The 14,808-nt window shown below is 38.1% G+C and carries 9 protein-coding genes and 1 pseudogene; 1 reads left to right on the forward strand and 9 read right to left on the reverse strand.

Translation table 11 applies throughout. The features are described from left to right. Positions 1–180 (forward strand): annotated as a pseudogene (locus ACESM9_RS10405) (tRNA (guanosine(46)-N7)-methyltransferase TrmB); the annotation flags it as partial. Positions 181–729: 549 nt separating this feature from the next. Here ACESM9_RS10405 and ACESM9_RS10410 read toward each other — a convergent pair. From ACESM9_RS10410 to rnmV, 9 genes are all read right to left on the reverse strand, one after another. Beyond that, positions 730–3,195 carry a CoA-disulfide reductase gene (locus tag ACESM9_RS10410; RefSeq protein WP_372997984.1) on the reverse strand — a complete coding sequence of 822 codons (2,466 nt, stop codon included), beginning with the start codon at positions 3,193–3,195 and terminating at the stop codon, positions 730–732. A 29-nt stretch (positions 3,196–3,224) separates the two neighbouring features. Beyond that, positions 3,225–3,503, reverse strand: coding sequence for an ArsR/SmtB family transcription factor (locus tag ACESM9_RS10415; RefSeq protein ID WP_372997986.1), 279 nt, complete (start codon positions 3,501–3,503; stop codon positions 3,225–3,227). Positions 3,504–4,528: 1,025 nt separating this feature from the next. After that, positions 4,529–7,018 (reverse strand): phosphodiester glycosidase family protein, encoded by a 2,490-nt coding sequence (locus ACESM9_RS10420; RefSeq protein ID WP_372997988.1) that lies wholly within the window; start codon positions 7,016–7,018, stop codon positions 4,529–4,531. Positions 7,019–7,134: 116 nt separating this feature from the next. Next, positions 7,135–8,736 carry a methyl-accepting chemotaxis protein gene (locus ACESM9_RS10425; RefSeq protein ID WP_372997990.1) on the reverse strand — a complete coding sequence of 534 codons (1,602 nt, stop codon included), beginning with the start codon at positions 8,734–8,736 and terminating at the stop codon, positions 7,135–7,137. A 187-nt stretch (positions 8,737–8,923) separates the two neighbouring features. Next, positions 8,924–10,537 (reverse strand): Na/Pi cotransporter family protein, encoded by a 1,614-nt coding sequence (locus ACESM9_RS10430; RefSeq protein WP_372998000.1) that lies wholly within the window; start codon positions 10,535–10,537, stop codon positions 8,924–8,926. A 155-nt stretch (positions 10,538–10,692) separates the two neighbouring features. After that, the gene (gene rodA, locus ACESM9_RS10435; RefSeq protein WP_372997992.1) at positions 10,693–11,811 is read right to left on the reverse strand and encodes a rod shape-determining protein RodA; all 1,119 of its coding nucleotides are present in this window, start codon (positions 11,809–11,811) and stop codon (positions 10,693–10,695) included. 146 nt (positions 11,812–11,957) lie between these two features. Then, complete coding sequence (locus ACESM9_RS10440) at positions 11,958–13,418, reverse strand: hypothetical protein (RefSeq protein ID WP_372997994.1); 1,461 nt, start codon at positions 13,416–13,418, stop codon at positions 11,958–11,960. Positions 13,419–13,480: 62 nt separating this feature from the next. Beyond that, positions 13,481–14,350: a 16S rRNA (adenine(1518)-N(6)/adenine(1519)-N(6))-dimethyltransferase RsmA gene (rsmA, locus tag ACESM9_RS10445; RefSeq protein ID WP_372997996.1), complete on the reverse strand. Its 870-nt coding sequence runs from the start codon at positions 14,348–14,350 to the stop codon at positions 13,481–13,483. Position 14,351: 1 nt separating this feature from the next. After that, positions 14,352–14,808 (reverse strand): ribonuclease M5 (gene rnmV / locus ACESM9_RS10450; protein WP_372997998.1); only part of this gene is annotated, 457 nt, incomplete at its 5' end.

Below are 14,808 nucleotides of genomic sequence, written 5' to 3' on the forward strand. Positions count from 1 at the left end.
AATAGACCTCTCTTTGACTTCAGCATTGAAGAGTTTAGAGCTGCCAACTTGGATATTATTAATATTACATATGATTTGGCTTCAGAAAATGATCCGGAAAACATACCCACTGAGTATGAAACAAAATTTATGGAACAGGGAGTAAAGATAAATAGGCTAAAGGCGGTATATAGAGCTTAATTGGTTGCGCTGCCTTAGGTATTCCTATCTCGTCCTGCTTCGTGTTACGAGTTGCAAGTAGCCAGGATATTCCTCTTGGGTATAAGATCCTTCGCTTGCCGCTCAGGATGACAGAGCTAGTGTAAGACGCTGGCGTTGCGGAACGGTTATGAACCGTTCCCTACATCGCTGTGTCCAGGATAAAAGCATTAATATCTTTGAACGCTACACTAACTAAAGAATAAGCATATGTGCAAGTGAACATATTTATTGATTTTGCCAGTAACTCTTAGCGAAATTTCCTTAGAAAAATCGTATGGGCAGCACGGATGGTGCCCAAGCCTTCCAGGGCATGGAGGCCCTTTGGGAGGCGTTAGATTTTTCTTTGGATATGAGCTTTAGAGTTACCAAAATCAATACCTTTGCGAACTGCACATATGCTTATTCTTGCTTGCTATAGTATCGAAGTTGTACAATTAAATACCCCAGAGGAATATCCTAGCACAGAGACTAGTGACTAGAGTCTAGCGACCAGCGACTAACCCAATAGGAATACCTCAGGCAACGCGTCTATATGAACAAATTCACATTGGAGTCTTCAGCTTCACCGAGGTAGTAGCCAACTCCACCGATTTTTATTCCATCTATGAGTTCTTCCTGCTTCAGACCCATTACATCCATGGACATCTGGCATGCTACTATTTCGATGCCATTATCCATAGCTGCTTTTATCAGGTCTTCCAGAGATGAAACGTTCTTGTTTTTCATGACACTTCTTATCATCTTGGGTCCCATGCCCAGCATGTTCATCTTTGACAGACCCAGCCTCTTGCTTCCTCTGGGCATCATCATGCCAAACATCTTATCCATAAGCCCTTTCTCCACAGCAACTTTCTCATGCTTTCGCAGAATGTTCAAACCCCAGAAGGTGAAGAACATGGTAACCTTTTTACCCATGGAGGCAGCGCCATTGGCTATTATGAAGGAGGCAATAGCTTTATCCAAGTCTCCGCTAAATACCACTAGAGTTTTATTATCCTTCACAGGTACTGAAGAGGCATCTACATATACGGCAGGAGCAACCTCCATGCCTTTTCTTATTAATGCAATGATTTTTCCGCCTTCTCTTTTTAAATCTACCAGATGGTTATTGGTTCTTTTTGTCCATGCTTTAATATCTTCGTAGAAGCCTGGATCGGTGGCTGTAACTTTCAGTAATTGACCTTCCTTCAGCTCTTCCATGCATGATTTAACCTGCATCAAGGGACCTGGGCAGCATAGCCCGCAGGCATCAAGTTCCCTATCTGGTTGTTCTGAATTTAAAGGTTTCAAGGCTTCTCCTTTGTCATTGACTATTCTGTCAGAATCCTTCATAGCTGCTCCTTTGCCCGGAATAAACTCAGCTGCAGAATAGCTCTTGTAACCACCGGTCATATTTTTTGCTTTGAACCCATTTTGCCTTAGAATTCTCTCAGCAATATACCCTCTTATGCCTACCTGACAATATACAATTATCAGCTTTCCTTTATCCAATTCATGGAGCCTGTTTCTCAGGCTATCTACAGGTATATTTACAGCTCCCTCAATATATCCATTTTCAAACTCTTCTTCAGTTCTAACATCCAGAAGTATATAATCATTTTTATCCATAGCCTTCATTTCAGTGGGAGTTATGATGCTGGCCATATTACTCAAAACATTTTGTGCCATGAAACCTGCCATGTTTACAGGATCTTTGGCGGATGAATAAGGAGGAGCATAAGCCAATTCCAGTTCAGCTAAATCATCTACTGTTCCTTTTAGCCTTATAACTGTAGCAATGACATCTATCCTCTTGTCCACTCCATCATATCCCATTATCTGAGCTCCCAGAATCTTGCCTTCATCGTTGAATATGAGCTTTATAGTCATGGGAAGGGCATCAGGATAATAACCTGCATGGGAATTTGGATGAAGGAATATGGTTTTATATGGAATGCCAAGTCTCTGCAGTGTTCTTTCATTGGCACCGGTACTTGCTGCTGTCAAATCAAATATTTTTAATATAGAAGTACCTTGACTTCCTTTATAGGATTTATTAAGACCTGCTATATTATCAGCTGCTATCCTTCCCTGTTTGTTTGCAGGTCCAGCCAGTGGTATGGCAGTTTTGTTATCTGTAACAAAATCCACCACTTCTATGGCATCTCCTACCGCATATATTCCAGGTATATTGGTTTCCAGCTTATCGTTTACTATTATATGACCTTTAGGTCCAAATTCTATACCTGAGTCTTTCAAGAATCCAGTGTCTGGAGTAACTCCTATTGCCAATACTACCATATCTGCAGCTATAGTCTTGTCACTGTTTAGAGTGACTTGAACAGAATTGCCTTCCTCAGAGAAGGCTTTAACACCATCGCCTAATATTAGTTTTATGCCATTTTGCTCCATTTCCTTTTCTGCTATGACAACCATATCTGAATCAAAGGGAGCCAGTATATGTGGTGCTGCTTCTACAAGAGTAACATCAATATTTCTCTCTATAAGGTTTTCTGCCATTTCTACTCCTATGAAACCACCCCCGATGACAACGGCAGATCTTATATTTCTATTATCCACATAGTCCCTTATCTTGTCTGTGTCCGGCACATTTCTTAGGCTAAGTATCCTGCTGCTGTTTATCCCCGGTATATTTGGCCTTATTGGTTTGGCACCTGGAGATAATATTATATAGTCGTAGCTTTCTTCATAAATGCCTTTGTCAACGCTTTTTACAGTAACTTTTTTATTTTCAGGATCTATGGCAGTAACTTCACTCCTAATCCTTACATCTATGTTGAATCTTTCTTTCATGTCTTCAGGAGTCTGAACCAACAGTTTTTCTCTTTCCTTTATAACATCACCGATATAATAAGGAAGACCACAGTTTGCGAAAGAAATGTACTCATCCCTTTCAAACAATATGATTTCAGCGTTTTCGTCCAACCTTCTCATTCTGGCTGCAGCAGATGCACCGCCTGCTACTCCACCGACTATTAAGATTTTTTTATTCACATTAAAACCTCCCATAACATGATGTATGACTAACTAAACAAAGTGTCCACTATTCTTATGACTCTTTCGTCCGATATGCTATAGGTTATCTCCAACCCATTTCTATCGCCTTTTACTATGCCTGCAGCCCTTAGCTTTTGAAGATGTTGAGATATTGTGGACTGAGGTAATTCAAGACACCCCTGCATGTGGCTTACATTGCAGGCTCCCTTTTCTATGAGACCTTTTACAATGCATAGTCTCACAGGATGAGCCAGTACCTTTAACAATTCAGCTGTGTCACTGAACTTTTTATAATCCTTTTCCAAAATCTCACCTCAAATCATTTATCCTAATATCAATATATTCAAATATTACGATATAATGATACCATTTTTCTAAATTTAAATCAAGAGGATTATTATTTTAGAACTCAGAATTCAGAACTCAGAGTTAGGGTATTCCTCTGGGGTCTTTGTTTTGGAACCACTAAAGGACACAAAAGCGTCCATATAAGATAAGTGCTTTAGATAAAAGAGCTCGCTTTGGCAGTTCTATAGCTTGATCTCACAAAAAGCCTAACGGCACCCAAAGGACCTCCATGTCCTGGATGCCTAGTCTGCCATCCGTGCCAGCCTTACGGCTTTTTTAGTTCGCTCTTCGCTAAGAACTGTAACAAAGCTCGCAAAATATCTTCAGCACGCATCTTATATGGACTTACTATATCGTTCTAATGTACAGAAGTAAGCTATAGTGCTTAAAAAACAAGCAAGCAATATTGGTTGCGCTGCCTTAGGTATTCCTATTTCTTCCTGCTATGAGCAACGAATAGTCAGGGTATTCCTTTAGGGTATAAGATCCTTCGTTTGCAGCTCAGGATGACAGAGCTAGTGTAAGACGCTGGCGTTGCGGAACGGTTATGAACCGTTCCCTACATCGCTGTGTCCAGGATAAAAGCATTAATATCTTTGAACGCTACACTAACTAAAGAATAAGCATATGTGCAAGTGAACATATTTATTGATTTTGCCAGTAACTCTTAGCGAAATGTCCTTAGAAAAATCGTATGGGCAGCACGGATGCTGACCAAGCTTTCCAGGGCATGGAGGCCCTTTGGGAAGCGTTAGATTTTTCTTAGGATATGAGCATTAGAGTTGCCAAAATCAATACCTTTGTGAACTCCACATATGCTTATTCTAGTTTGCTATAGTATCGAAGTAGCAGCCTTTAGTTTTTTAGTGGTTTCAAATGATACCCGCCGTGTTAATCCGTGGGTAGTGCCGTGTAGGTCCGTGTTCCTTAAAAAGACCCATAAGGAATACCCAAAAAAAAGAGAGGCTAAATGCCCCTCTTGTTATTTTGTTTCCGGATTAATACTAAATGTAAATCTAAATTCTGGATTTATCGGATTCCCTGCTTTGTCTTTCAGGAGCAATCGTACATTATGTTGTCCTTTTATCATCTTATAGTCTATCTTATGAATTATCTCTCCTGTCTCAGGATTATAAACCGCCTTAAGCTGTACATTGTCCATCATAAATCTTATGGAGCCCGGATCTATACCTGTACCCTTATCCTTAACCTTTATGACTATTTCCGCAGGCTGCTCAGCCAATTGTTCATTATTAAACGGCTTAACTGCTACAACTTCAGGATTGTAGATATCCGGTCCTTCTTTATACAGGGCAGTAAGGTTGTCAAAGTATACTATACCCTCTGTCTTATTACCTTCTATAGGTTCTGCTATATATACCTGTTCAAATGCGATAGGGAATTTCTCGTCTTGAGGGATCTCTGCATATACATACTTCCATCCCTTCCAGTTGAATCCTCCCTGCTTTGTGAAGTCAACAATCTTCTTTTCACCTGCACTGTTTGTATAAACACCTCTTAACCAATGTCCGCTACCATCACCATATGCCCATAAGCCTATTTCTAAAGGTTTACCTGGAGCTTTCATGGGTGATTTTAGATTTACATAGGCTGCAGATGTACCTTCTTCTCCAGTTGTCATATTATATTCCAGCTTCAATGCTCCATTGCCCATTTTCACAGGTTCTTCACCAGTTACAGTTTTTCCTGCCGCCGCTGCTCTTATGCTGCTTACTTCAATTCCTTCCAAGCTTTCGAAACTCTCTAAAACTACCGGTGTATTTCCAATTCTTGCTTGGGTGCTTGCCACTACTTTATCCAGCTTGGCAACAATGTTTCCATCTGTTTCAGTTTTACCAGCGGTGAATACGCCATTTTTATCAATAGTTCCTATATCATCAGTGACATGCCAGCTTACAGCAGATGGGCTTATGACTATTTCCTGACCCTGCTCATTATATGCTTTAACCTGCAATTGAACCTTCTGGCCAGGATCAAGGCTTACATAATTATTTAATATCTTAAGGGAAGCAACCTTATCGTATACCTGCACCTCTATCCTGCTCTTGGTCCCTCCAGAGGAACCTTCTATATAGCCCTTGCCTGCTTTAGAAGCAGCGGTAAATACACCTTCTTTATCCATTTTCCCTATACCGGGACTTAATTTGTAATTAATAGCATTTGATGCCACATCTACTCTGTTAAAATACTGGTCCAGTGCATAGGCTGTTGGTGTAAAAGTGCTGTTCTTATATATGTTAAGTGTATTCTGATTAAATCTCACATGAAGCGGCTTGGATAGTGGTGCATAGGATACAATCTGAATGGAGTTGGATATATTTCTTTCCCTTCCATCAGAGGGAGAGTTCACAAGGATAGGTCCAAAGTTTCCCTGGGTTCTCACAATCATGGAAGTTGATCCTCCTCCGTCGAGATTAAGGGCATTCTCTATTCCCTGATTAAGCAAAAAGTTGGCAAACTCATTGAGAGTCATGCCGTCACTATACCCATTCTGTCTGCCATCTACTGTTACCATAACTACTGTACCGCCTTTAATACCTATAGCGGTTCTTGGATGTCTTTTTGCTCCATCAGTAATCTTTGCAATCTCATCTGTTAGTACCTGATTATTCTTTAACAGTCTAGTATTGCCTGATACGGCATACTTTACATTGTCTCTATTGAAGCTCACATTAAAGCTTATTTCATCGCCTTCCTTCAGTTGATTAAGGAATTCGGCGGCTTTACCATGACCAGATAGCACTACTCCATCTTCAGGTATTTCTGAATTTCTCACTTCTTTAGCTATTGTATGTACATAACCAGTGTATGTTTCGTTAGCCTTTATAGGAAGATCAATTCCTTTGACTACAACTTCCGTTCCACTGCCCATTGTGTTTGTAAGGCTTGCGAAGGCTGGAGTATACAGTATAAGCTGATTATCCCATCTAACTCTATTTACTCCTACTATAGGATAAGTTTTATCCTTTATATAAGCAAATGCATCCATCTGCAATATATCAATAAAACAATTGCCTTTATCAGTTACCCCAAAAATTTTGCTTTCTGGTAAAGCAGTTTTAACTTCTCCATCTACTATACTGGTGCCTGAGGGGAGACCTCTCAACTCGTTGGTATAAAAAAAGTCACCATTTATGGCACCTATAACTCTGCTGTTTTCACTGTACTTTTTTTGTGCCTGTTTCGATACAGACTCGGTGCCGACAGCTTTTCCATTATCTGAAGTTTCAATTTTTATATATTGATTCCCTATTATGGTTTCTACCATATTAATTCTGAATGTTCCACTTGGAGTTGTCCAGGTTGCATTTTTATAATGGGTGTTAGGGCCTACCTGCTGACTAGTCTCCTTATATTCATCTACAGCATCTCCATAGAGTATAGTTGAAAATAGGAGAGTAAAGGCCAGCAACAAACTGAGAACCCGTTTTGCTGTAAATCCTTTCTTCATATAAATTACCTCCTGTGCTTCAATGATTCTCTTCTATTGTATCATTAATATTAGACGAGTTATATTTCTAATTTGTTACAAAAATAAACAGCCTTTTCAGGCTGTTTACAAAATCCTTAATTCTCATTGAGGTTAATATCTGCAAGTAGAACTCCACTAACACTGCCTTCCTCATAGATAGGCACCGATACGGTTATATTATAATGATTCGTGAGTATGGATATGTACTCTTTGCTTACATAGACTTCTCCTTGTATAGCTTTTTGGAAAAATTCTCTTGCGCTGCAATCTCTTTGTCCATCTGTAACCACAGGATTTGAGTAAATTATTCTCCCTTTATCATTTACCAATGCAATTAATTCCACATAGTTCAAGGCTTTCTGTTGCTCTTTTAAAAGTTCGTTTCCTTCAGTTTCATCCATCTGCATAAGACCTTGTATTTTACTGGTGTTTATTAGCATTTCCTTTACAGTTTCTACCTTAGTCTTAATATCATCAGTTATAGTAAAGCCTTTTATGAAATTGCCTATTATCGTTCTGCTGTCTTCAATGGCGCCGCTTAAGTTTATTATGGAGTCATACATGGTTTCAATTATTGATAGCTGTTCCTGGGTAGAGGCAGTTATTTCTTCAACTACTGCTGCGTTTTGCTGAGTTGCATCGTTGATGTTTTCTATGGCATGTGTTATTTCATTCAATTTCGCTTTTTGCTCTTCAGTCAGATCTACAATGGCTTGTGCTGCGTCCATATTCTTTAAAACAGCTTTATTTATATCCTCAGATTTCTTAAATGCTTTTGCAGCATAGGCCACATTGTTTTCTACAATTTGTGTCTCCGTTTTAAGGTTAGTTGATAATTCGTCAATTTCCTTTATTATTCCTTCAATGAGTTCCTTAATCTTCTTAGCAGAATTAGATGAATCATCCGCCAGCTTGCTTACCTCTCCTGCTACTACAGCAAAACCTCTTCCCGCCTCCCCGGCTCTTGCAGCCTCTATTGAGGCATTTAAGGCCAAAAGGTGAGTTTGAGAAGCTATAGATTCTACCGCTTCAGTTATTACGCTTATCTGCTCTATTGAATTATTCAGCTTTAACATGTTCTGAAGTACTTTGCCATTATACTCCTTAACTTCTTCTACCTTTTGAAATGCTTCTCTGAAGCTTTCGAAGCTCTCATCAACAACAGCCTTTGAATCTTTTGCTGTATTTAAGGATTCCCATGCATTCTCATAGATATTGTCTACTCCACGAGTGAATACATCTATGCTTTCCTTTACACTAACTGTTGAATCAGCTTGGCTGTTTACTGCTTCTGAAATATTCTGTATTGTTGAAGCTATTTCACTGGCTGTAATCCTTAGATTCTCTGCTTGCATCTTCATAGCTTGAGATTCTTTTGTAGTCTTTTCCGATAGATTGACATATTGCCCTGCCAGGTTTCTTATTTTGTCAAGGTATTCATTAAACTTCTGACCAATTCTGTTTATAGCTTTGATATTAGTTTTCTTTATGTTTATATTCAATTGTCCATTTACAATTTTGGTTAGATTTTCATGTACTCTCCTGGCCCCAGCATTGATAGAATAAATAAGAGCTATTTTCAAGGCTATAAGAGCTGCAATAAATACTGATAGTAGAATCAAATTGTCTCTCATAACAATTGCACAAAGTCCAAGTATTATGCTGATCAGTATATAGCCTGTCCAAAGGCTTATCATATACATACCTCCCATTAATTACTAACCTATATCATATTATACTGCTTTTAGTGTTAATAATAAACCATATAGAAGAGAATTCGACATTATTTCCCGGGAAATAATACAGAATAGTTCAAAAAAGAATAAAGGACATCACGATGCCCCTATTTATTGCGTATTCTCAGCGGAATGTCCCGAATAAACTCTACATTTTTGGTTTATGTTTAATGGATGAAGGACTTACTATTCCTGCAATATTCACTCCATGGTCAGCTATTCTTTCAAGATTTGTTACAATATCTAAAAATACTACTCCTGCATTTACATTGCATTCATTATTGTTTAACCGCCTTATATGGCTTTCCCTCAGAGTATCTCTCAAGTCGTCAACCATATTTTCATATTTATCTGCTTCCTTAACTTTTTCCTTATCATCATTCTGCAAAGCTGCGAGTGAAGATTCTATTACCTTATCAACTACTGTAAATATCTCCTTCATTTCCTTGATTGCTGTATTTGAGAATACTATCTTATTATCAACCTTAAACTGAGCAAGCTCAACCAAATTCTCAGCATGGTCGCCTATCCTCTCTACATCGTGAACTGTATTAAACAAAGCAGCAACTCTTTTTGATTGTTCCGGGCTTATAGCCTTATTGGAAACAGCCAGTAAATACTCAGTTATCTTTCTTTCTAAAGCATTTATAGCTTTTTCATTAGTGTACACTTCTTCTATTAGCTTTTCGTCCCCATTTAATATTGCATCCACAGACTTTTTCACATTGGCCTGAGCAATTTCAGCCATCCTTATTATCTCTTTTATTATCTGAACAACTGCCACTGAAGGAGTCTCAAGTATTCTCTCGTCTAAGTATACAAGCTTGGTTGGGTCATCTTCCGCTTTGCCTGGCATAACTTTGTTGACAAAAGTTACAAGCAACCCGGCAAAAGGTAATTGAATAATTGTATTTGTCACATTGAATAGTGTATGAGCATTAGCTATCTGCCTTACTGTATCCAAAGAAGTTACTTTAATAATTTCTGATACAGGTCCAAGTATTAATAAGAATATAAAAGTGCCTACTACGTTAAATATCAAATGCATCAACCCGGCTCTTTTTGCAGTAAGATTTGCTCCTATAGTTGCCAATAGTGCAGTAACACATGTTCCAATATTGTCTCCAAACAATATTGGCAATGCTGCCTCTATAGGAACAAGCCCCTGAGAAGCCAACGCCTGAAGGATACCTATGGTAGCACTACTGCTTTGAACTACAGCTGTAAGTATGAAGCCTGCGAACACTCCAAGTATCGGGTTATGCTGCAAATCAACCATAAACTGAGTGAACTCGGGTACATCTCTCAATGGTTTCATTGCGTCACTCATATAATTCATTCCCATAAATAAAAGTCCAAAGCCCAAAATCAGTTCGCCTATCTGCCTACGGGATTTCTTTTTACTAAACAATATAAAAGCTGCACCTATGATTAGTGCAATAGGAACAATATCATCAAACTTAAAAGCAATCAATTGGGCTGTCATTGTAGTACCTATGTTAGCTCCCATTATGACGCCTACGGACTGACTAAGATTCATTATACCTGCGTTTACAAGACCTACTACCATAACTGTGGTTGCACTGCTGCTTTGAATTATTGCAGTTATTACTGTTCCTACCAAAACAGCTAATACTCTGTTTCGTGTGAGGATTTCAAGCAGCTTTTTCATCTTGTTGCCGGCAGCCCTTTGTAAGGCATCGGACATGACCTTCATACCGTATAGAAATATGGCTAAGCCTGCAAACAAGTTTATCACCATATTAGAACCCAATGTTACACCTCCAAAAAAAATATGCCATCATAAGTATATAAGTATATAAACACAAGTACAATAGCAAAAATCAGTATTTAGAGACAAAATAACCAATATTTCGTTCAAATAGTCCCAAATACTTATTTTGTCCCCATAATAATCTAAAATCTTATTACTTGTCTTCTCATCCCCACATTCAAAACCAAGCCAATAGCTATCATATTGGTCAGAAGGGAACTGCCTCCATAACTTACAAAAGGCAAAGGAATACCTGTTACGGGCATCATTCCTATTGTCATTCCTATATTCTCCAATATGTGGAACAAAAACATGGCCATGACACCAATACAAATGTATTTTCCATAGCTATCTTTAGATATTTTTGCTATATATATGCATCTCATAATCAGAAGCATAAACAACAGTATTATCGCCACAGAGCCCACAAGCCCCAGCTCTTCTCCTATAACCGAGAATATAAAATCTGTATGCCTCTCAGGTATGAAACCAAGATTATTCTGGGTGCCCTGGTATAATCCCTTACCCCAGAACTGGCCTGAGCCTACAGCTATTTTTGATTGTATAACATGGTATCCTCTTCCTAGAGGTTCCATTTCCGGATTAAGAAAAACCAGTATTCTTTTTCTTTGATAGTCTTCAAAAAAATAGAACCAAAGCAGAGGAAAACTGAGCACTCCTAAAACCCCTGCACCTAATACATACTTATAGCTTATTTCTGCCGCAAAAACCATAAACACAATAAAAAATACAAATACCAATGCGGTACCAAAGTCATTTTGAAGCAGTATCAAACCAACTATGGGAATGATGTACAGCACTATAGGTACAACACCTTTTATTGTATTCAGAGTCCCTTCTTTTTTTTCTAAGAGCTTGGCAAAGGACAGTATGAAGCCTATCTTTACAATCTCCGAAGGCTGAAAATTAACAGGTCCGAAATCAAACCAGCTTTTGGAACCCTTTACCTCTTTTCCGAATATTAAAACTGATACTAATAGAATTATACATACTACATATATTACTTTATTCATTTCTCCAAAGGTGTTATAGTCAAAAAACAAAGTAATCACCATTGCTATTATTCCCAGTACAAAAGCCACACTTTGGATCTTTACATATCTTAGTGAACCACCATGAGCAACTCCTGTAGCACTTGATATGGCAAGAAGACCTGCTACAAAAAGCAAAATAACAGAAATTATTATTCCCACATCTATATTCTTTAACAATTTTTTATCAATTACACTATCCCTTTTCATTGCATCAGTCCTTTGTATTTACTACACATACAATTCTACCACAAAATTATAAGATTTCCATACTGTTACTTTAAACCAGCAAAAAAAGTTTAAGCCACCGAGTTGCTCCTCTTTAGCTCACCCGGTGGCTAATTATTCAAGAATATCTAAACCCTGCATATTCTTCCTTTTACTATATCTATGCACATGATCCAATAACCTCTTCTGCCACTCCTCGTTCTTTTATAATTAGTAAACCCTCTGTACTCATAGCATGGTCTGCAAGCCTCATGGTATGGTCCAGGTATACCTATATAAACATATCTTATTTCTCCTCTTCTATGTTCTACACCTAATACACAGTTTTCAATATTTCTGCCATTAGTTTCTGATATGAATGGATGAGACAAAGGCATCATTGATCCATTCATTGGTATTATTACATCATTTAAAAGTGACAGCCTTCTTCCTATTCTATACCATCTAATGCCATACTCACTATAAAAGTCATCAAATCTATCCATGTTTTTAATAGCATTAGACAATCTATTATGGACTTTGTTCTCACTCATCTTTTCCTTTTTGCTATGTCTTTGGGTTATTTCTGCAGAATCAGTCAAATTGCTCATATCCGATTCGTGGAAAGAGTATCTCTCCATATTCACTGGTTCCTCATAATATAAAGGTGCTGGTTCTGCTCTCATTTCTATATCTTCCGCATCTCTGAACTGGGTTTCTAAGGTCGTGTCTCTATATTCTTCATCATTTTCAATAATGTTCGTCTCTCTTTTTACATCAGACACATCTAACCCTTCATCTTCTTCAGTATAGTATATATTCTCAGCCATTCTATCTGATTCTACAAAATCAATACCAGCCGGCTCCTTAGTTTCCTCAGGCTGTCTCACTTCTTCCATCTTTTCTTCCATTTCTTTGTGCCATTCTACTTCAATTTCTTCTATATTTTCTGACCTTTCTTCAGAATCTTCAATTCTAGGCTCTTTAATTTCTACGATTTCTTCTTCTCTTACATCTTCAATTTCAATAATTTCTTCCTGCCTTACCTCTTCAATTTCTGATATATTATCTTTTTTTATCTCCTCAACTACTTCAGCTTCTCTCATCTCTTCTTTTTCTGGAATATGGAACTGCTCCTCGTCAACTCTTACAGGTTCCTCACTTTCCCTGTCTATAGTCTTTACTGCCTTTTCTTCTCTCCCTTTACTGTACCAATCTCTCCATGGTATGCTGTCTCTGCCTGCATATCCTGCCAATGGTACACCAGATCCTGCAACAACTAAAGCACCAGTAAATTCACTTATGGGGATGTTGCTGTTATAAACATTGTCCGAATCCAACTCAGCATAAAATTCTCCCCTACCGTTGTTATCCATTCTAAAAAGTCCAATATCTAATATAAGTTTTTCCTTTGGGGCTAAAAGGTTAAGTCTATACTTGGATTTCTCGTCTGATTTCATATTCTGTATGAACCCGCCGATTTTTACTTTATTCTTCTTTATTTCTATCTTTACATAACCGGTAGGTATTTTGCCGGCTGTCATCTCATAACCCTTGTCCTCTTCCTGCAATATTATGAAGTACCTTTTGTATTCATATCCTAAAGGCACAAAAGCCCCCTCCCTTCAAAAATTGTCATTACTAATATATGTCTGGGAGGGGCAATTGTAGACTACTTTTTTAAAAAAAGGCTTATTTTATTGCTTAGTTCTGCAAATTCATCCATAGAAAGAGTCTCTCCTCTTCTCTTGGGATCAATATGACAGCTTGATAATAATTCTTCCATGATTTCTCTATCAATCTTAATATCGCTTCCCTTAAGAGCATTCAAAAGAGTTTTTCTTCTTTGTGCAAAGGCAGCTTTTATTACTCTAAAGAAGAGAGATTCATCTTCCAAAGAAACAGGAGCTTTTTCTCTAACCTTCATATGAATAACTGCCGAATCCACTCCAGGTACGGGCATAAAAGCCTCCGCAGGCACTATAGCTGCTAATTCCGGTACTGCATAGTACTGAACCGATAATGTTAATACCCCATAGTCCTTGCTCCCAGGGGATGCTGTAATGCGCTGAGCAACTTCTTTTTGTACCATAAGGGTTATGGATGATAGATTTAATCTTTCTTCCAAAAGCTTCATTATTATTGGTGAGGTTATATAATAAGGAAGATTTGCCACAACTTTTGCTTTATTATCTCCAAAGCTTTCCTTCAACAATTCTTTCAGGTCCAGTTTCATTATATCGTCGTTTATCAATTTAAAGTTGCTATAACCTGACATGTTTATATTTAGTGCTTTGATTAGATCCTTATCTATTTCAACAGCTAATACCTTGCCTGCTCTTTCACATAGCTGCCTGGTTAAAGTCCCGAGCCCAGGACCTATTTCAAGAACCATTGAGTCCTTATCTATATCAGAAGTTTCAAGTATCTTCTCCAACACAGTCTTATCTATAAGGAAATTCTGACCATACTTTTTGGAGGCTCTAATATCAAATTTCTTCATTGCCTCTCTTGTGGCATCAGCTAAGCTATATTCTCTCATTTCATACCCTCCTGGCTGTTTCTATTGCCCTATAAAATTCTTCTCTTGTTATTCCATAATTATTCAGCCTATTTAGGAACTGTTTTGCATTAGTATATCCTATACCCAGGATTTTTCCAATCTTTGCCCTCATTTCAGCCGCATCGGGACATCCCGATAGTCCATTGGATATCATATCTAGTTGTGTGAATTCCTTTCTATTCTCTTTTACTTCGTACCTAGCCATACTTAGTGCCTTTATGATACTCTCAGGGGATGCATTTTCTACTCCTACATCACCTTCCTCCATAGCTTCTTCTCTAGGTATAAAGGCATGCTTCACTTCCGGAATCCTGTCTCCTATTATTTTTCTTATTTTTTCCCCCATGAAATCCGGATCTGTAAGTACTATTACTCCCCTTTTTTCAGCTGCGGTTTTTATCAATCTTAGGGTCTCCCCTGTGATCCCAAAACCGCTG

Origin of the sequence: Lutispora sp. (assembly GCF_041687175.1) — a bacterium.
Taxonomy (GTDB): Bacteria; Bacillota; Clostridia; order Lutisporales; family Lutisporaceae; genus Lutispora.

Excerpts from the sequence above, each read along its gene's own strand:
- rsmA (WP_372997996.1), bottom strand. The coding sequence starts at position 14,350 with ATGAGAGAATATAGCTTAGCTGATGCCACAAGAGAGGCAATGAAGAAA.
- rodA (WP_372997992.1), bottom strand. The coding sequence starts at position 11,811 with ATGAAAAGGGATAGTGTAATTGATAAAAAATTGTTAAAGAATATAGAT.
- ACESM9_RS10420 (WP_372997988.1), bottom strand. The coding sequence starts at position 7,018 with ATGAAGAAAGGATTTACAGCAAAACGGGTTCTCAGTTTGTTGCTGGCC.
- ACESM9_RS10425 (WP_372997990.1), bottom strand. The coding sequence starts at position 8,736 with ATGATAAGCCTTTGGACAGGCTATATACTGATCAGCATAATACTTGGA.
- ACESM9_RS10430 (WP_372998000.1), bottom strand. The coding sequence starts at position 10,537 with ATGGTGATAAACTTGTTTGCAGGCTTAGCCATATTTCTATACGGTATG.